This is a genomic window from Polynucleobacter sp. MG-28-Ekke-A2, from assembly GCF_035012985.1.
In the GTDB taxonomy this organism is placed as follows: domain Bacteria; phylum Pseudomonadota; class Gammaproteobacteria; order Burkholderiales; family Burkholderiaceae; genus Polynucleobacter.
In genome coordinates this window covers 18151-35881 of the sequence record NZ_JAYGQU010000005.1, presented here as the reverse complement: position 1 = coordinate 35881, position 17731 = coordinate 18151, and the positions used below count along the sequence as shown (strand labels likewise).

The 17731-nt window shown below is 46.8% G+C and carries 17 protein-coding genes; 9 read left to right on the top strand and 8 right to left on the bottom strand.

Annotated elements, in window-relative coordinates:
* Window positions 1–34: 34 nt before the first annotated feature.
* Window positions 35–1705, bottom strand: a complete 1671-nt coding sequence (metG, locus tag VC188_RS04730; protein WP_323483195.1) for a methionine--tRNA ligase — start codon at window positions 1703–1705, stop codon at window positions 35–37.
* 161 nt (window positions 1706–1866) lie between these two features.
* Between metG and VC188_RS04725 the strand changes: the two genes are divergently transcribed.
* The 6 genes from VC188_RS04725 (at window position 1867) to VC188_RS04700 (ending at window position 7128) form a co-directional block, all read left to right on the top strand.
* Window positions 1867–2709: a formate dehydrogenase accessory sulfurtransferase FdhD gene (locus VC188_RS04725; RefSeq protein ID WP_323483194.1), complete on the top strand. Its 843-nt coding sequence runs from the start codon at window positions 1867–1869 to the stop codon at window positions 2707–2709.
* A 40-nt stretch (window positions 2710–2749) separates the two neighbouring features.
* Complete coding sequence (gene dcd / locus VC188_RS04720; protein ID WP_071464932.1) at window positions 2750–3316, top strand: dCTP deaminase; 567 nt, start codon at window positions 2750–2752, stop codon at window positions 3314–3316.
* 12 nt (window positions 3317–3328) lie between these two features.
* Window positions 3329–4243 (top strand): ion channel, encoded by a 915-nt coding sequence (locus VC188_RS04715; RefSeq protein WP_323483193.1) that lies wholly within the window; start codon window positions 3329–3331, stop codon window positions 4241–4243.
* Entirely contained in the window at window positions 4240–6507 is a 2268-nt protein-coding gene (locus VC188_RS04710; RefSeq protein ID WP_323472780.1) for an arginine/lysine/ornithine decarboxylase, read from the top strand. The genes VC188_RS04715 and VC188_RS04710 overlap by 4 nt, the downstream gene beginning before the upstream one ends.
* Window positions 6508–6617: 110 nt before the next feature.
* Window positions 6618–6875, top strand: a complete 258-nt coding sequence (locus VC188_RS04705; RefSeq protein ID WP_216262299.1) for a type II toxin-antitoxin system Phd/YefM family antitoxin — start codon at window positions 6618–6620, stop codon at window positions 6873–6875.
* Window positions 6865–7128, top strand: a complete 264-nt coding sequence (locus VC188_RS04700; RefSeq protein WP_323483192.1) for a Txe/YoeB family addiction module toxin — start codon at window positions 6865–6867, stop codon at window positions 7126–7128. Before VC188_RS04705 ends, VC188_RS04700 begins: the two co-directional genes overlap by 11 nt.
* Before the next feature lie 62 nt (window positions 7129–7190).
* Here the strand turns inward: VC188_RS04700 and VC188_RS04695 are convergent, their stop codons facing one another.
* From VC188_RS04695 to argH, 4 genes are all read right to left on the bottom strand, one after another.
* Entirely contained in the window at window positions 7191–8447 is a 1257-nt protein-coding gene (locus VC188_RS04695) for a hypothetical protein (protein ID WP_323483191.1), read from the bottom strand.
* A 107-nt stretch (window positions 8448–8554) separates the two neighbouring features.
* The gene (locus tag VC188_RS04690) at window positions 8555–10087 is read right to left on the bottom strand and encodes a TRAP transporter large permease subunit (protein WP_323483190.1); all 1533 of its coding nucleotides are present in this window, start codon (window positions 10085–10087) and stop codon (window positions 8555–8557) included.
* Window positions 10084–10635, bottom strand: a complete 552-nt coding sequence (locus VC188_RS04685; RefSeq protein ID WP_323483189.1) for a TRAP transporter small permease subunit — start codon at window positions 10633–10635, stop codon at window positions 10084–10086. The genes VC188_RS04690 and VC188_RS04685 overlap by 4 nt, the downstream gene beginning before the upstream one ends.
* Before the next feature lie 5 nt (window positions 10636–10640).
* A complete protein-coding gene (gene argH, locus VC188_RS04680; protein ID WP_323483188.1) occupies window positions 10641–12059 on the bottom strand; it encodes an argininosuccinate lyase in 1419 nt (472 codons plus the stop codon).
* Between the two features lie 43 nt (window positions 12060–12102).
* On the opposite strand from argH, the gene hemC reads away from it, so the two are divergent.
* A complete protein-coding gene (gene hemC, locus VC188_RS04675; RefSeq protein ID WP_323483187.1) occupies window positions 12103–13068 on the top strand; it encodes a hydroxymethylbilane synthase in 966 nt (321 codons plus the stop codon).
* 34 nt (window positions 13069–13102) lie between these two features.
* The gene (locus tag VC188_RS04670; RefSeq protein WP_323483186.1) at window positions 13103–13927 is read left to right on the top strand and encodes a uroporphyrinogen-III synthase; all 825 of its coding nucleotides are present in this window, start codon (window positions 13103–13105) and stop codon (window positions 13925–13927) included.
* Window positions 13928–13943: 16 nt separating this feature from the next.
* Here the strand turns inward: VC188_RS04670 and VC188_RS04665 are convergent, their stop codons facing one another.
* The gene (locus VC188_RS04665) at window positions 13944–14516 is read right to left on the bottom strand and encodes a chorismate--pyruvate lyase family protein (RefSeq protein ID WP_323483185.1); all 573 of its coding nucleotides are present in this window, start codon (window positions 14514–14516) and stop codon (window positions 13944–13946) included.
* A gap of 2 nt (window positions 14517–14518) precedes the next feature.
* A complete protein-coding gene (locus VC188_RS04660) occupies window positions 14519–16030 on the bottom strand; it encodes a DEAD/DEAH box helicase (protein WP_323483184.1) in 1512 nt (503 codons plus the stop codon).
* Window positions 16031–16095: 65 nt separating this feature from the next.
* Between VC188_RS04660 and VC188_RS04655 the strand changes: the two genes are divergently transcribed.
* A complete protein-coding gene (locus VC188_RS04655; protein WP_215320341.1) occupies window positions 16096–16290 on the top strand; it encodes a hypothetical protein in 195 nt (64 codons plus the stop codon).
* Between the two features lie 36 nt (window positions 16291–16326).
* Here VC188_RS04655 and VC188_RS04650 read toward each other — a convergent pair whose 3' ends face one another.
* Complete coding sequence (locus tag VC188_RS04650; RefSeq protein ID WP_323483183.1) at window positions 16327–17724, bottom strand: coniferyl aldehyde dehydrogenase; 1398 nt, start codon at window positions 17722–17724, stop codon at window positions 16327–16329.
* Between the last annotated feature and the right edge of the window lie 7 nt (window positions 17725–17731).

Below are 17731 nucleotides of genomic sequence, written 5' to 3'. Positions count from 1 at the left end.
AACCGCCATTATAGGTGCTTTTTAGGGGGGCTTTTTACAAGTTTGCAGCCAGCAAAGCCTCAATTTGAGGGGCTTCCACTCGGGTCATTAGGTGCTTATAGGGCTTGATAGGGTTCTTGCTGGAAAGCGGAGTATTAATGTCTGACCAGGCAAGGGGCGGCAAGGAGAAGAATTCTTCAACGCCAGCTGCAACTTGAGGAATCACTGGCTTGAGGTACAGACTCATCATCCGGAATGCCTCTAACGTAATACTACAAACCCGCTGTAAATCTGCTTCACGTTCTGGATCTTTAGCGATTTCCCATGGCTTGTTCTCATCTACAAAGCCGTTAACTTTGTCAGCTAGCTCCATTACGGTACGCAGTGCTTTTGCATATTCGCGTCCCTCATAGAGTTCACCTATTTTTTCGCTAGCAGCAGCAATCTCTTTGAGTAATGGATTACTCATTGCTTCATCAGAAACTACACCACCAAATCGCTTCACTAAGAAGCCTGCGCTACGACTAGCAATATTGATGTACTTACCGAGTAAGTCGCTATTCACGCGCGCAACAAAGTCTTGAAGATTTAAATCTAAATCTTCCATGCTGTCATTGAGCTTGGTTGCGAAGTAGTAACGGAACCACTCAGGATTAAAGCCGCACTCAATCACGCTGTTGGCAGAAATCAGTGTGCCGCGTGACTTACTCATCTTCTCGCCATCAACGGTTAAGAAGCCATGAGCAAATACATTAGTCGGTGTGCGATAGCCAGAAAACTTCAAAGTAGCAGGCCAAAACAAAGTATGGAAATACAGAATGTCTTTACCGATGAAATGGTATTGCTCAGTAGTGGTATCTGGCTTAACCCACTCATCAAAATTAAGGCCTTTAGTCTGGCAATAATTGAGGAAACTAGCGTAATAACCAATCGGGGCATCAAGCCACACATAAAAGTACTTACCTGGTGCATCAGGGATCTCGAACCCGAAATACGGGGCATCGCGGGAGATATCCCAGTCGCCCAGCTTACTTTCGCCAGGCTGGCCAACCCACTCTTTCATCTTATTGCGAGCTTCTGGCTGCAGCGGTGTTTTAACTTGCGTCCAGTCGCGTAAAAACTCTTCACAACGTGGATCAGACAACTTAAAGAAGTAGTGATCCGAAATCTTTTTAATGGGTGTTGCACCACTCACTACTGAAAAAGGATTCTTTAAGTCAGTAGGTGAATACGTTGCACCACACTTTTCACAGTTATCGCCATACTGATCTTTAGCGCCGCACTTAGGGCACTCACCTTTGATGAAACGATCCGGTAAGAACATTTCTTTAACGGGATCGTATGCTTGCTCAATCGCACGTTTTTCAATCAAGCCAGCATCACGCAGTTTGAGATAAATACTTTGCGCTAACTTCTCATTCTCAGGACTATCTGTGGTGTAGTAGTTATCAAACGAAATGAGGAAGTTATCAAAGTCACGCTTATGTTCTTTCCAAACATTAGCGATGAGTTCTTTAGGGGTGATACCTTCTTTTTCAGCGCGCAACATGATGGGGGTGCCATGCGTGTCATCAGCGCCCACATAGTGAACCTCGTGACCACGCATTCTTTGAAAGCGAACCCAAATATCGGTCTGAACGTATTCCACCAAATGGCCGATATGGATCTGACCATTGGCATACGGTAGGGCGGAGGTAACAAGAAGGCGGCGTTGAGAACTGCTCATGTAATGCGGACTTAAATAAGAAGGTAAGAAGGTTAAATAGGGTGCAGCACTCAATTATGCTGGCTAATGCAGTGATTTTAGTCTGCGGTTAAAGTAAAGCTCCGCGGAGTGTTCTTAAACCCCGATAAAATTGAGTTTCGCCCGACCTTAGAGAGTATTTTATGGCAGTAAAACCAACCATTCAGATGTCTTCTGCCTCCGTGCCCTTGGTGCATGAGGTCGAGGTCATGGATGAGCTGGGTCGCCTTAAAACTACCCATATTCCGGGGGAGCGCCCTTTAACCATTTATTTGGATAAGCGTGAAGTCGTAACGCTCATGACTTTGGGGAGTGCCCCAGAAGCGTTGGTCTTGGGCTATTTGCGTAATCAGCGTCTTGTGGAGTCTCCGGACGATATTGAGAGTATCCAAGTGGACTGGGAGACCGATTCAGCTGCTGTTAAGACCCGCCGGAGTACTGTAGATATTGATGCCCTAACCAGCAAGCGGGTAGTAACGACTGGTTGCGGTCAGGGAACCATGTTTGGTGGATTGATTGAGGAGATGGATGCAATTCAGCTACCGGAGGGACCGCTACTCTCTCAAGAGGCAATAGTTGCCTTGATTGACTCGATTCGAATTCACGACACCATCTACAAGAAGTCTGGCTCGGTCCATGCCTGTGGGGTCTTTGAGCGAGACGGTCAGAATGGGGTGCGACTGTTGCACTTTATTGAAGATGTTGGTCGCCATAATGCAGTCGATTCCATTTCTGGCTTGATGTGGCTAGTCAATAGGCCGGGCAAGGATTTGATTTTCTTTACTACTGGGCGCCTGACTTCAGAGATGGTCATTAAGGGAGCTCAGATGGGCATCCCTTTCCTCCTGACCCGCTCGGGCGTGACCTTGATGGGTCTGGAGCTGGCGCGTAAAACCAATCTCACCATCCTCTCTCGCTGCTCTGGCAAACACTTTGAGATCTATAACGCCCCTGAGAGGGTCGTTTTTAGCCAAAATCCCCAATAAATTCGTCTGCAGGTGGGGGCGAAGGTTTTACAATTCGGTCATGACTATTAAATCAGACCACTGGATCCGCCGCATGGGCGAGCAAGGCATGATCAGCCCATTTGAACCTGGGCAAGTTCGCCAAGATGCCGCCGGCAACAAAATCGTAAGTTATGGCACTTCAAGCTATGGCTATGACATTCGTTGCGCAGACGAATTCAAAATCTTTACAAATATCAATAGCACCATCGTTGATCCGAAGAATTTCGATGAGCAATCATTCGTCGACTTCAAGGGTGATGTTTGCATCATTCCACCAAACTCTTTTGCATTGGCAAGAACAGTAGAGTACTTCAAGATTCCACGTAGCGTATTAACTGTCTGCGTTGGTAAGAGTACGTATGCTCGCTGCGGCATTATTGTGAACGTCACGCCATTTGAGCCTGAGTGGGAAGGTTATGTCACTCTTGAGTTTTCAAACACAACACCATTGCCTGCAAAAATTTATGCGGGTGAAGGATGTGCGCAAGTACTCTTCTTTGAGAGTGATGAAGTGTGTGGAACATCATACAAAGATCGTGGTGGTAAGTATCAAGGTCAGCGGGGCGTTACCCTGCCTAAGACCTAAGCCATTACGGCAGTGCGTAAATTTCTATTTAATCGCCGTCCATCGCGGATTAATCTAGAAGAATATCGCGCCACACTCTCGCGCTCAGAAATGGCGCGTCCAGAGAATAATTTCTACCATTGGCTGCTAGGTACCACCTGGACTAGCTTTATGTTGCTAGTTGTTTTTGTATATCTTGGTACAAACCTTATATTTGCTTTTGCTTATATCGCATGTGGAGACGGGGCCATTACCAATGCTCGACCAGACTCTTTGTTAGATGTCTTTTTCTTTAGCGTGCAAACGATGGCAACCATTGGATATGGTCGAATGACTCCGATTGGTAGTTGGCCTAATGCGATTGTGACTTTTGAGGCGTTCTTTGGAATTGTTTACTCCGCGCTGACTACGGGTTTAGCTTTTGCGCGTTTTACTAGGCCTACTGCAGGCATACGTTTCTCTAAAGTAGCTGTGGTTGGTAATCATGACGGTATCAAGACATTGAAGTTCCGCGTAGCCAATGATCGCAGCTCCCATATTGTGGAGGCGCAGTTACGCTTATGGCTCATTGCAGAAAGCATGACAAGCGAGGGTGAGCGCTATCGTCGATCTGTTGAATTGCAGCTCCATCGCTCCGAGAGTCCAGTCTTTTCCTTGACCTGGACGGCGATGCATAGCGTGGATGAGGCAAGTCCACTAAAAGATTTCTTGGGTAAAGCGGAATTGAATGGCCATTGGCACCTTTTAATTACCTTTACGGGGTATCACGAGAGCCTGGCTAATCAAGTCTATGCTCGCCATGTTTACTTACCAAGAGATGTGCAGCAAAATGCGACTTTTGTCGATATAGTCACGGTTTCGCCAGATGGCGGCCGGATAATAGATTTAGCCAACTTTGAGAAGTGGGTTCCGAATGTCTCGGATAAATTAGTAGGGGAGTTTTTATGAAATTTCGTTTTCCAATCATCATTATTGATGAAGACTTCCGCTCCGAAAATATTTCGGGTTCGGGAATTCGTGACCTCGCCGAGGCGATTGAGAATGAAGGCATGGAGGTTATTGGCTTAACGAGCTATGGTGACCTGACTTCGTTTGCTCAGCAAGCTTCTCGTGCATCGTCATTCATCGTCTCGATTGATGATGAGGAGTTTGACTCTGACTCAGAAGATAATGATCTTCCAGCCTTAAATAACTTGCGTGCTTTTATTACTGAAGTTCGTAAACGTAATGAAGATATTCCTATCTTCTTGTATGGCGAGACACGTACCTCACGTCATATGCCAAATGACATCTTGCGCGAGTTGCACGGTTTCATTCATATGAATGAAGACACCCCAGAATTCGTGGCACGTCACATTATTCGTGAAGCCAAGGTCTATTTAGATTCATTGGCGCCCCCATTCTTCCGCGCGTTAACTAACTACGCTTCTGAAGGTTCATATTCTTGGCATTGCCCAGGTCACTCCGGTGGCGTTGCTTTCTTAAAGAGCCCAGTAGGCAGAATGTTCCACCAATTCTTTGGTGAGAATATGTTGCGCGCTGACGTCTGTAATGCCGTGGAGGAGTTGGGTCAGCTTCTGGACCATACGGGCCCAGTGCTACAGAGCGAGCGCAATGCAGCACGCATCTTCAATGCAGACCATTTGTTCTTCGTTACTAACGGCACATCGACTTCAAACAAGATTGTTTGGCACTCTACGGTTGCTCCTGGCGACGTGGTCTTGGTTGACCGCAATTGTCATAAGTCTGTGATTCATTCCATCACCATGATGGGCGCGATTCCCATCTTCTTGATGCCTACTCGTAATCACTTGGGCATTATTGGTCCGATTCCGAAGGAAGAGTTCGAATGGAAAAACATTAAGAAGAAAATTGATGCTAATCCGTTCATCAAAGATAAGAATGTTGTACCTCGTGTAATGACGCTGACGCAAAGCACTTACGATGGCATCGTTTACAACGTTGAAATGATTAAAGAGATGCTTGATGGCAAAGTAGATTCATTGCATTTTGATGAAGCTTGGTTGCCACATGCCGCATTCCATCCTTTCTACAAGGATATGCATGCCATTGGTTCAGATCGTAAGCGCACCAAGAAGAGTTTGATGTTTGCAACTCAGTCCACTCACAAGTTGCTGGCTGGTTTATCCCAAGCATCGCAGGTATTAGTGCAGGATGCTGAAGATACTAAGCTGGATCGAGATTGCTTCAATGAAGCTTATTTAATGCATACGTCTACCAGCCCTCAGTACGCCATTATTGCTTCATGCGATGTTTCTGCGGCCATGATGGAGTCTCCTGGCGGCACAACCTTGGTTGAAGAGTCTATTGCTGAAGCAATGGACTTCCGCCGCGCCATGCGCGAGGTGGATGATAAGTTTGGGGCTGACTGGTGGTTCAAGGTTTGGGGCCCAGATCATTTGGCCGAAGAAGGTATTGGCGAGCGTTCAGATTGGGTATTGGAACCCTCTGCTGCTTGGCATGATTTTGGCAAATTGGCCAAAGACTTCAATATGCTCGATCCTATTAAGGCAACAGTGGTTACGCCTGGTTTGGATATTGAGGGCAACTTTGGCTCTATGGGCATTCCAGCGAGCATCGTGACAAAGTATCTTGCTGAGCATGGCGTGATCGTGGAGAAGTGCGGTCTCTACTCATTCTTCATCATGTTCACGATCGGTATTACCAAAGGTCGTTGGAACACGCTCGTAACAGAGTTGCAGCAATTCAAGGATCACTTTGATAAGAATGCGCCACTCTGGAAAGTATTGCCTGAGTTTGTCGCTAAACATCCACGATATGAGCGCGTTGGCTTAAAAGATATTTGTCAGCAAATTCATGAGTTCTATAAGAGCCGCAATGTAGCGCGCATGACTACTGAGATGTACACCTCAGATATGGTTCCAGCCATGATGCCTTCAGAGGCATGGGCGAAGATGGCACACAAAGAAGTGGATCGTGTGCCGCTTGACCAATTAGAGGGGCGCGTAACAGCCATGTTGGTTACTCCATATCCTCCAGGCATTCCGCTTCTGATTCCGGGTGAACGCTTTAACAAACGCATCATTGACTATCTCTACTTCGCTAGAGACTTTAATGAGAAGTTCCCTGGATTTGAGACGGATATTCATGGGCTCGTTAAAGCCAGTATCGATGGTAAGAGTGAGTATTACGTAGACTGTGTGAGACAAGAGCGTGACATAACTCTCTGATCTATATCGGTTTTTCATCCCAAAGCCCCGCTAAAGCGGGGTTTTTTACTTGCGCTGTATTTGGTTAATCTTTATACTTGTACGATATATTGAACAAGTTAAAGGTTGCCATGAGAGTCATCAATTTTTCTGATGCTAGAAATCAATTTAAACAAGTCATTGATCAGGTAGTTGCTGATTGTGATGTTGCTGTGATCTCGCGTAGAGATGCGGAGGATGCTGTAGTCATGTCTTTAAATACCTATAACAGCATGATGGAAACATTCCATTTATTAAAATCTCCGGCTAACGTAAAGCATTTGGAGAAATCATTGGCGCAATATCGCAAAGGACAGACCAAAGCAAAGGCTTTGGTGGATGCTCAGTAGGTTAGTGTGGACAAATGCAGCATGGGCTGACTACGTTTATTGGCAGGGGCAGGATAAAAAAACCTTAAGGCGTATTAACTCTTTGATCAAAGAGTCCTTGAGAAATCCCAAAGAGGGAATCGGAAAGCCGGAAGAGCTTAGAGAGAGTCTGTCAGGATTTTGGTCCAGAAGAATTGATGATGTTCATCGCCTTGTGTATGCCATTGAAAATGATCAGCTAGTGATTATTGCCTGCCGCTACCACTACGAGTAATGCATGACTCTTCAATAAATATGGCCCCCTAGGGGCCATATTTATTAATGCTAGAGCAGTTTCTATTTCAGCAATACCGACGGTGAAGCCGGAATACTTCCTGGAATTTTTTGCAAGGACATAAATTGGGCTAGCAGCTTAATTGCGAGAGGTGAGTAACCATTATCCTGGCTAGGGATGCTATAAATGCTGTCATCTAAGGCTTCAATAGCTGCGAAGGGTCTCGGAGTTGGCTTATTCTTATCGACTATGAATAAAGCAAATTCGTTTTTAGAGCCTTTATTGTCCCGAAATGTAGTCGCAGTTGGCGGGAGGGTAACAATGTAGGGTGGTGTATTTAATTGTGCTCTAACCACCTCGCCTAAATACTCAAAAATATTGTTTGTAGAGCGAATACGAATAGCGATCTTTGGTTGTAGTTTCTTTGCTGCACTTGGCTGTTTGGTTTGCTCGGCAAGAGTTTCCTCGCAGAATATTTCTGGGCCATATTCCTGCCTTATAAAGTTTTCATACTTATTGGTTTTAATGCAAAGCTTGTATTGCATTGAAACTTGAATGGGCTGAAATAGCAGCTCTGACGAGCCATTCACTTTTTGCAAAGTTATCCCCGCTTCTTTCATTACCTGGAAAGCGTTGTCACCAAACCTAGACTTAATATTGTTGGCGCTCACTGGCGGACCTATTTTTTGAGATGTATCTACGAGATAGGCACCCAAACCATAGTTAATTAATTTATATAGATGTTTTTGAAACTCAGGATGCTCTGGTCTCAACGGATTATTGATGAGCGTGTGAGTATCGCCATTTGGCTTGGTTATCACGATCTCATCTACTACTAAGCTTAGTAGTACTTCTTTGGGAATGTGATTGTGTTCAAAATATCTCACGTTTTCAATTGGCAGTTCACTCAAGTAGCCTTTCCAGAAAACGGCATTATCTAGAGAGGATTGTGTGAAGTTGAAATTATTGCCAACAGTTAGTGATACACCTGGCGTGAGCGTTGCCAAACCTCCGCTGATGGGTAGGTAGCTAGCATTTGCCGGAAAAGCCCCGCCAGCAAATAAGGCGCTAAGCGAGGGTGTTGAAGTGATTGAGCCTGAACCATTAATGGTGGGCATATCTAAGAAGCTAACAGGACGATTTTCAGATGAGCGCAAAATATTCTGAAAAATCATATTAATCTGATATTGCTCCAGTGTGTTGGCATACTTTGAGGACATCGCGCTGAAGTCAGGGGCTGTTGCTGATCCGCAACCACTTAGCACGAGAGGAAATATCCACAATAGAAGTGTCTTGCGAATTAAGGAAGAAAAGTTCATTTTGTTAACCATTTTGAATTCTTCCTAGCGTAATGGATTTTTAAGGCAAAGACCCACTTCTGGCACGAATTTGGGGAAAACCCCCCTTTAATTGAAGGGGGGGGATGCTACTTGATTGGCTTATCCAGTTGAAATGTCATAGGAGCATCCTCATCTGACTTCGTTGAAGGCGCTTCTGGCTTACCCTCTTCGCCTCCTGTGAAATTAAAGTCTTTGCTCTCGATCACAGCGGCGGGCTTATCTAGGAGTGTTGTTACCAGCGCAGGGAATGCCATCACTAGCACGACCATCACCAACTGCAGGCCTACCCAGGGGAGAGCACCCCAGTAGATATCGCTACTTTTCACCTCTTTAGGTGCTACTCCTCTCAGGTAAAAGAGGGCAAAGCCAAAGGGCGGATGCATAAATGAAGTTTGCATATTTACGCACAGCATGACGCCAAACCAAACTAAGGCTGCACTGGCTGCAGCTTGAGGATTGCCATTCATGGAATCAAGTAATACAGGTGAGAGTAATTTCACTGCCACTGGTGCCAACATCGGCACAACGATGAAGGCGATTTCGAAGAAGTCTAAGAAGAAAGCCAAAAAGAAAACAAACAAATTGACAACGATCAGAAAGCCTATCCAACCACCAGGAAGATTAGAGAAGAGTTCCTCAACCCAGAAGCCACCATCCACCCCTTGAAAGACGACAGAGAAGCAAGTTGATCCAATGAGGATGAACACCACCATGGCAGTAATGCGCATCGTGTTTTGATAAGCCTCTTGTATAAGTCCTTTGAGGTTCGGAATGCTTGCTCTGCGAAGCCACGCTAAGAGTAGAGCTCCCATTGCACCCATAGCACCCGATTCTGTAGGGGTGGCAATACCAGTCATGATGGTGCCTAGAACCAGGAAGATCAGGACCGCTGATGGGATGATCCCCATGAGACATTTTTTCCAAAGCGCCCAGCCTTTAAGTGTGAGGGCGCTCTCTGGTACGGGCGGTAGATAGTCAGGGCGAACACGACTCAGAAAGAAGGTATACAGGGCAAAGAGGGCGATCTGCAAAAGCGATGGACCCCATGCACCGAGATACATGCTTCCCACATCTGCACTGCCGCTTTGTGTTTTAAGTTGGTCTGCCAGCACAATTAATACTAATGATGGGGGCACTAACTGTGTAATGGTCCCAGAGGCTGCTAAAACGCCCGTAGCGTAGCGCATGTTGTAGCCGTAACGCATCATCACTGGTAAAGAAATCATCGCCATAGCGATCACCTGAGCAGCTACAGTGCCAGTGATAGCGCCCAAGATAAATCCAACGATGATGACAGAGTAACCAAGACCGCCACGTATGCGCCCAAACAGTTGGCCCATCGAGTCGAGCATTTCTTCTGCAAGACCACAACGCTCTAAGATGGCGCCCATGAAGGTAAAGAAGGGAATGGCTAGCAGTAGATCATTGGCTAGCACGCTGCCAAAGATGCGCTGCGGAATAGCTTGCAAAAATGGGATGCCAAAGAAACCCTCGCTAATCGCAATGGCTGAGAAAAATAATCCCGCTGCCATTAATGAGAATGCAACCGGAAAGCCGATCAACATAAAGACGATCAGTCCACCAAACATCAAGGGCGGCATCCACTCTAATGGAATCATTGCATCGGCTTTTCGTAATGAAGGTCTTCGGCCGGGAGAGTTGTTTTACCCTGCAAAGCACCAATACGCTTAATGATTTCTGAGACACCTTGCAGGCTCAGCATAAAAAACCCAAAGGGCACTACAAACTTAATGGGGTAGCGCGCCAATCCACCAGAGTTTGAAGAGTGCTCCATCACCAACCATGATGGGTAAAAGAGTGTCGTCCAAGAGAGCCAAGCAAATAAGAGGCAGGCTGGCATTAAAAAGAAAATTAAACCAAAGAGATCAACCCACAAACGTCCTCGATCAGAGAGTTGGGAGTAGATTAAGTCTACCCGTACATGCTCGTTGCGTTTGAGTGTGTAAGACGTGCCGAGCATAACGGCTGCAGCGAAGAGATACCATTGAAGTTCTAATGGCCAGTTGTTGCTGACATCGAATCCATAGCGCAGCAGGGCATTGAGTGCTGACACGATACAAGACAGCAAAATCATAATGCTGGCTGCCTTGCCCAGAAGCTGGTTTACGTAGTCAATCCCCGCAGAGAGTTTGGACCAAAACCCCATGCACTTTAGAGGTCTGCGCGACCCCGTTTAATAGCAGCGAGAACCTGCTCTGGGGCGGTGCCACCAGCATGTTGGCGTGATTGCACTGAGCCATCAACAGTCAGCAATGCAAACACATCATCACTAATCAATTCAGGGCGGTTATCTAAGCCGCATGCAAAACGCAACTCAGAAAGACTGAGATCGGTAAGCATGCAGTTTCTGCCAACGCAAGCCTTAACAGCATGTGCAACTGCTTCATGGGCATCGCGGAAAGCCAAACCTTTTTTAACCAAGTAGTCAGCCAAGTCGGTTGCTGTTGCAAAACCTTCTTCAGCAGCCTTCTTCATCACTTCTGCTTTCACTTCAATATGCGGAACCATGTCAGCAAAAATGCGTAAGGTATCTTGAACGGTATCTACTGCGTCAAACAGAGGTTCTTTATCTTCTTGATTATCTTTGTTGTATGCCAGTGGCTGACCCTTCATGAGAGTCAACAAAGAAATCAGATCGCCATATACGCGGCCAGTCTTACCGCGAGCTAATTCTGGAACATCCGGATTCTTCTTTTGCGGCATGATCGAGCTGCCAGTGCAAAAGCGATCTGGTAGATCAATGAAGCCAAAGCGTGGGCTCAGCCATAAGATCAGCTCTTCAGACAGGCGCGACACGTGCATCATCAAAATCGATGAGAAGGCACAAAACTCAATTGCAAAGTCACGATCAGAAACGGCATCTAATGAGTTATTGCAGATACCATCAAATCCTAAGGCCTTAGCTACTTGTTCGCGATCGATCGGATAGGTGGTTCCGGCTAATGCTGCCGCACCTAAAGGCAGACGATTGAAACGAGCACGCAAATCTACTAATCGACTGGCATCACGGCTAAACATTTCAAAGTAGGCCATCAAGTGGTGACCAAATGTAATCGGTTGCGCAACTTGCAAATGCGTGTGACCTGGCATGATCGTGGATGCATGCTTTTCAGCTAAATCTAATAGTGCAAGACGTAAAGACTTTAGGGTGACTGCAATGTCATCAACGCTGCTACGCAACCATAGGCGTAAATCCGTTGCTACTTGGTCATTGCGTGAACGACCGGTATGCAAACGCTTGCCAGCATCTCCTACTAATGCGGTTAAGCGTGCTTCGATATTCAGGTGCACATCTTCTAGTGCTAATTGCCAATTAAATTGTCCTGACTCGATTTCACTCTTGATTTGAGCCATACCCTTCTGAATATCGGCCAAATCTTGGCTGCTAATGATCTTTTGGGTAGCCAGCATCTCAGCATGGGCCAGGGAGCCGGCAATATCAACCATGGCAAAGCGTTGATCAAAGCCAATAGAAGCGGTATAACGCTGAACGAGTTCGTCGACAGGTTCTGCAAAACGGGCCGACCAAGCTTGGGCTTTGTTGGCTAAGGAATTATTTGATGAGCTCATAAACACAGTATATTGGTGTAGGTCTTTGATTATTTTAAATGTTATGTCCCCAACCCTGAATTCTTCCCCATCTGACGCTCCAAAGCGCCTCGTAATTGCCTCCCGTGAAAGTCGCCTAGCCATGTGGCAGGCTGAGCATGTCCGGGATTGCCTGAAAAAGCTCTATCCAGGCTGCGATGTCCAGATTTTGGGCATGACCACCCGTGGGGACCAGATTTTGGACCGAGCCCTCTCTAAAGTGGGTGGTAAGGGCCTTTTTGTGAAAGAGCTCGAAACCGCATTAGAGGATGGCCGTGCCGATTTAGCGGTTCATTCCTTAAAAGATGTCCCAATGGTGATGCCCGAAGGATTCGACCTCTCTTGTGTAATGGCCAGAGAAGATGCACGCGATGCCTTTGTTTCTAATGATTACGCCAGTCTTGAGGATCTTCCTCATGGGGCCATTGTGGGCACATCGAGTTTGCGACGTGAGTCTGTACTGCGCGCAAAGTTTCCACATTTGGTCATACAGCCATTACGTGGCAACTTAGATACCCGCATGAGCAAGTTAGATCGAGGTGAATATCAAGCTATCATTTTGGCAGCCGCTGGCTTGAAGCGTTTGGGTTTGGAGTCACGCATTCGCGCTTACTTGCCATACGATCCTTACACTCCTGCTGCAGGTCAGGGTGCCTTGGGCATCGAAACTTTAAGTAAGCACCCCAATATCAAACAGTGGCTTGCTCCACTCAATGATTTGCCAACTTTGTTTGCTGTTTCTGCTGAACGTATGGTGTCTCGCCAATTAGGCGGGTCATGTGAAGTGCCGCTGGCTGCGCACGCAGTATGGGATCAGAACCAAATGAACATTCGCTCTTTTGTAGCGAGTGTTGATGGCCAAGCAATTTGCTTGGCTAATGGTAGCGCTCAAGTGAAGTCAGTTGAAGATGCGGAGGCCTTGGGCCTTGCAGTGGCAAAGGACTTACTGTCACAAGGCGCCGCAGATTTAATTCCTACAATTTCTAAGTAATACATAGAAAATAGAGAAAAAGCAGCCATTCAGTATGAGCACTAAAACTATCATTGTCACGAGACCTAGCGGTCAGGCTCGTCAATTGATTGAAGTGCTCACTAAAGCAATCGAGGCAAGCGGCGTCGGAAAGCGCAGTCTTCCAGAAATACTCTCTCTGCCTTTGCTAACGATTGTTCCGAAGTCTGATGGGCATTTAGCTGACCATATCGCTACTACCCTGAGTGACGCAGATCTAGCCATCTTTGTAAGTCCTAATGCCATCGAGAGTGTGATGCGTTTATTGGAGCGAGATTGGCAAGATTTTTCTAAGAAGATTATTCCAATTGGTGTGATGGGTGGCAGCAGCCATCTTGCCCTGAAAAATCATGGCGTCGGATCGGAAGACAATCCCACCCCCATCATCATCCCAGGAAATAACGAAAACTGGGACTCCGAAGGTTTGTGGCAAGAGCTTCAATCCCTGAAACGGAATTGGCAATGTAAAAAAGTAGTGATCTTTAAAGGTGAGGGTGGCCGTGATTGGCTGGCTGACACTTTGAAAAAGGCAGGGGCAACTGTGGAAGCTATTTCAACCTACACGCGCGTACCTTTGGATATTGATAATCCGTCTTGGCAACTGGTGCGAGAAATGGATTTGAGTAAATCACTTTGGTTGCTCACTTCTTCTGAGGCGGTGCGTTATCTCGGCGAAGTTATGAAAGACCAATTTACGCAAAGCCTTAATGTCGCCAGTGCACTATGCCCACACCACAATATTGCTGATGCGGCCGAAATGATTGGGTTTGGTGAAGTCTTTACGAGTGAGCCAGGTGATGAAGCTTTGATCAAGTCAACCTTAGCTTGGCTGACAATCTAAAAGTAAAAGGGAATAACTAACGCTTTGCGGTCTGTAGTAAGGCAGGCAAGAAAATCTCATTTACCAAAATAGGATGACCCTTTAAGTGATAGAGGGTGCGTCTTGCCCATAAGGGTGAACCCAAACCAGCAAAGTGCTTAGAGCACTTTTTCCACAATTCACTGCTTTTATCTAGACGTGCAATATCGCGCGGTGGCTTTGCCTTGGAGTGTTTGCGAGTTTTGCTAAACAAGACTGCGCCCAAAGGCTTAGTGCCTAAGCGCAAGACCTGATGATTACTGCCACTGGAGCTGAGTGTTGGAATAACGCTGTGTGCCATCACTAAAGGAATGCCATTTGAGCAGAGCAGTACTTCACGTACTCTGCAGCGTCTGAGCTTTAAATGAAAATAGCGACTTTCGTCGCTATTAAGTGATTGAGGACAGTCGCGCAAAACCTGAACTTCTAGCTTTTGCCCAATTCCGTTCTCAATTTTTTGGGTGAGAGACCCGGTGTCGCTTAGCCAAGGTTGCCACTCGCGTGGCGCCCGATGGATTTCACCGGAACCGACTCGATTCCATGCAGAACGGAGACGATTACGGTGAATCATTTTTAGCTACCGCTAAAGCTGCGACGTTGACCGCCGGCCTTTGGTTTAGCAAAACGCGGGCCGCCTGCTGGACGTGAGTCACCAGAGCGTGCCGGACGTGAGTCAGCAGAGCGAGCTGGACGTGAATCGCCTGAACGACCACCACCAGCATTACCACCACCGAAGCCACCGCCAGAGCGAGACTCTGAGCGAGCGCCTGAGCCATAACGACCGCCGCCACCGCCAGAGCGATTGCCACCGCCGAAGCCGCCACCAGAACGACCGCCACCAGAGCGATTGCCACCACCGCCACCACCAAAGCTTGGCTTGGCTTGTGGCTCAAGACCGGCGATGACTGAAGCAACGATATCTTGCTGTGTGAAGCGTTCGATATTGCGGATCTTCGCGCGATCACGATGTTCAACCAAAGTGATAGCAACACCATTGCGACCTGCACGACCTGTACGACCGATGCGATGCGTATAGTCTTCTGGTTTCATTGGCAGGCCAAAGTTAATCACGTGGCTAATACGTGGCACATCGATACCACGAGCCGCTACGTCAGTCGCAACCAAAATCTTGGTGTGACCTTTACGTAAAGACTCGAGACGGCGCATACGCACAGCTTGAGGCATTGCGCCGTGTAGGGCAGTTGCTTCATAGCCATTGGCACGCAATGTGTCAGCAATTTTTTCGCTCTCAATCTGAGTACTTGCAAACACAACCGCTTGATCCAAATCGGCATCAGCCAAAATGTGCTCGAGCAATTTATGCTTGTGTGACATGCTGTCAGCCCAATGTAATTTCTGTTCAATGTTGGCGTGCTTTTCACCTGCGTGAGCAAGTTCAATACGCTTAGCATCTGTAGTCAACTCGTTTGCTAAAGACATGATCTTTGGCGCAAAAGTTGCAGAGAACATCAAAGTTTGGTTACGGCCTGCGCAACGCTTATCAATTGCCTCGAGGTCGTCAGCAAATCCCATGTCAAGCATGCGGTCTGCTTCATCGATAACGAGTTGCTTAACATCGTCTAAGCGAATTGCTTTGCTATCGCACAAGTCGAGCAAACGACCTGGAGTTGCAACAACTAACAATGCACCTTTTAATGCCTGGATCTGCTTGCCGTATGGCATGCCACCCATCACAGTTGCGATACGGATACCTTTCATGCCACGAACTAAGTTCACTGCATCAGCAGATACCTGTTGAGCCAATTCACGAGTAGGGCAGAGCACTAACACTTTAGGTTGTGCGCGACCTGGTACAGGTGAGTTGTTCGGGTTGTCTTCGATGAGTTGATTAATCAAAGGCAATAAAAAGGCTGCGGTTTTACCGCTACCGGTTTGGCTGCTGACCAATAAGTCACCACCAGCTAAAGCCGCAGGAATAACCTGAGCTTGCACGGATGTGGCTTGGGTATAACCCAGTTCAGCAACGTTTTTAAGGAGTGATGCCGCTAGGGCGAAATTCTGGAACTCAGTTCCAGTGCTCTTTGAGTCTTTCGACTCATGATTAGTTTCTTTAGAAAAAGTCATGCTATTACACATCCCCTTTAAGGGATGTCTCCGTATGTTGCACCCATGGTTTTTTATAGGGTGCGATGGTCAAAGGCATCGACCATCAGACAAGCGGCAGCGTTGTTGTGTTTATGACTTCTAAACTAATCGCTGAAATAGAGCTGGGGGGCGATGAATCAAATTGCTTTAAAAAGCCTCTTATTATGGCATTTTCAGCACTCGATTACAAGGGTTTTCCCGACTTAATTAGCAAATGGAGAGATAAAGCCCTCATCTAATGAGCTTAGTCATTCAAGTATTACTTGTTTGATTCTTTATTTGAGGTAACGCAAAAGCCACTCAGTCACTTTTCCATATGGAGGACGCGCTGTTTTAGTTCCCTTGAAAAGGTTTAAACCAAAAAAGCCGCGTACTTCCAGAATCGACTTTTGATGGCTGAAGGCATCAAAGCCTGCTTTGCCGTGGTAACTCCCCATACCACTCGCTCCCACTCCACCAAAAGGAAGGTCTTCAATGGTGATGTGTAGGAGTGTGTCATTAATAGTGACGCCACCAGAACACGTTTCATGTAAAACGCGCTTCATATTCTTTTTGTCTTTGCCAAACCAATATAGAGCCAAGGGATTGGGTTTGTTGTTTACATAAGCAATCGCTGCCGAGGTATCTGCAACAGTCACGATCGGCAGTATGGGCCCAAAGATTTCTTCATGAAGAATGCGGGCTTCTGGCGGAACATTGATCAATGCGATAGGTTCAAACGGTCTTGCACCAGCACCAGGGTTATTGAGTAAAGGAATCACTTTTGCACCACGGTCAAGCGCATCGCTGACTAGGTGTTGCCAGTATTCCAATTGGCGCCCATCAATCGGGCCTGTTAGTTCTTCTGGTTTGCTAAATTGAACTTGAGCTGCAGTTTGTAATTCTTGAATAAATTCTGCTTGAATGCCTTGCTCTAGCAAAACATAGTCTGGGGCAATACAAGTTTGACCGCCGTTCAGTAATTTGCCGTAAGCAATGGATGCAGCAGCATCTTTGAGTTTGGCGCTCTTATCAATGATAACGGGCGTTGTACCGCCAAGCTCCAGAGTGACTGGTGTCAGATTTTCTGCGGCAGCACGCATCACTTTTTTGCCAATAGCTCCCGAGCCAGTGAAGAAAAGATGATTAAAAGGCAGTGCTGCAAATTGCTCAGCTACTTCTGGGCCACCAGTAGTGACGCAGAACTCACTAGGGTGAAAATATTCTTGAATTAAGCTGGCAATAAATCCAGAGGTGCGTGAGCTTCGTTCAGAAGGCTTTAACCAAACACGGTTACCAGCAGCAAAAGCGGCGATTGCTGGAATGAGCGCTAATTGAACCGGATAGTTCCAGGGACTCAGAATGCCAACTATGCCAAGCGATTGACTTTCAACCCAGGCTTGTGAAGCGCCCATATAGGATGGAACTTCTCTTTGCTCTGGCTTCATCCACTCTTTGAGATGCTTGCGGGTGTACTTGCATGCCTGATAGATCATCTGGCATTCAGCAAGCCTTGTCTCCACTGGATGGCGTACTCCGAAGTCAGCCTCGAGCGCTTTACAGATTTTTTCTTCATTTGCCTCAATCATTTTTTCAATGCGGGCAATTCGATCCAGTCTCACTTCGAGAGTAGGGTTTGGTTCTGCAGCATAAGCTGCTTTCATTTCATCGAGCTGGATAGTGAAGCGATTCATAGTCTAT

Bases quoted from the DNA above. Each gene is read 5' to 3' on its own strand.
- VC188_RS04695 (WP_323483191.1), bottom strand. From the start codon at position 8,447: ATGAACTTTTCTTCCTTAATTCGCAAGACACTTCTATTGTGGATATTT.
- VC188_RS04690 (WP_323483190.1), bottom strand. From the start codon at position 10,087: ATGATTCCATTAGAGTGGATGCCGCCCTTGATGTTTGGTGGACTGATC.
- VC188_RS04685 (WP_323483189.1), bottom strand. From the start codon at position 10,635: ATGGGGTTTTGGTCCAAACTCTCTGCGGGGATTGACTACGTAAACCAG.
- hemC (WP_323483187.1), top strand. From the start codon at position 12,103: ATGTCCCCAACCCTGAATTCTTCCCCATCTGACGCTCCAAAGCGCCTC.
- VC188_RS04710 (WP_323472780.1), top strand. From the start codon at position 4,240: ATGAAATTTCGTTTTCCAATCATCATTATTGATGAAGACTTCCGCTCC.
- argH (WP_323483188.1), bottom strand. From the start codon at position 12,059: ATGAGCTCATCAAATAATTCCTTAGCCAACAAAGCCCAAGCTTGGTCG.
- VC188_RS04655 (WP_215320341.1), top strand. From the start codon at position 16,096: ATGGTCAAAGGCATCGACCATCAGACAAGCGGCAGCGTTGTTGTGTTT.
- VC188_RS04705 (WP_216262299.1), top strand. From the start codon at position 6,618: ATGAGAGTCATCAATTTTTCTGATGCTAGAAATCAATTTAAACAAGTC.
- VC188_RS04725 (WP_323483194.1), top strand. From the start codon at position 1,867: ATGGCAGTAAAACCAACCATTCAGATGTCTTCTGCCTCCGTGCCCTTG.
- VC188_RS04665 (WP_323483185.1), bottom strand. From the start codon at position 14,516: ATGATTCACCGTAATCGTCTCCGTTCTGCATGGAATCGAGTCGGTTCC.
- VC188_RS04660 (WP_323483184.1), bottom strand. From the start codon at position 16,030: ATGACTTTTTCTAAAGAAACTAATCATGAGTCGAAAGACTCAAAGAGC.
- VC188_RS04670 (WP_323483186.1), top strand. From the start codon at position 13,103: ATGAGCACTAAAACTATCATTGTCACGAGACCTAGCGGTCAGGCTCGT.
- dcd (WP_071464932.1), top strand. From the start codon at position 2,750: ATGACTATTAAATCAGACCACTGGATCCGCCGCATGGGCGAGCAAGGC.
- VC188_RS04700 (WP_323483192.1), top strand. From the start codon at position 6,865: ATGCTCAGTAGGTTAGTGTGGACAAATGCAGCATGGGCTGACTACGTT.
- metG (WP_323483195.1), bottom strand. From the start codon at position 1,705: ATGAGCAGTTCTCAACGCCGCCTTCTTGTTACCTCCGCCCTACCGTAT.
- VC188_RS04650 (WP_323483183.1), bottom strand. From the start codon at position 17,724: ATGAATCGCTTCACTATCCAGCTCGATGAAATGAAAGCAGCTTATGCT.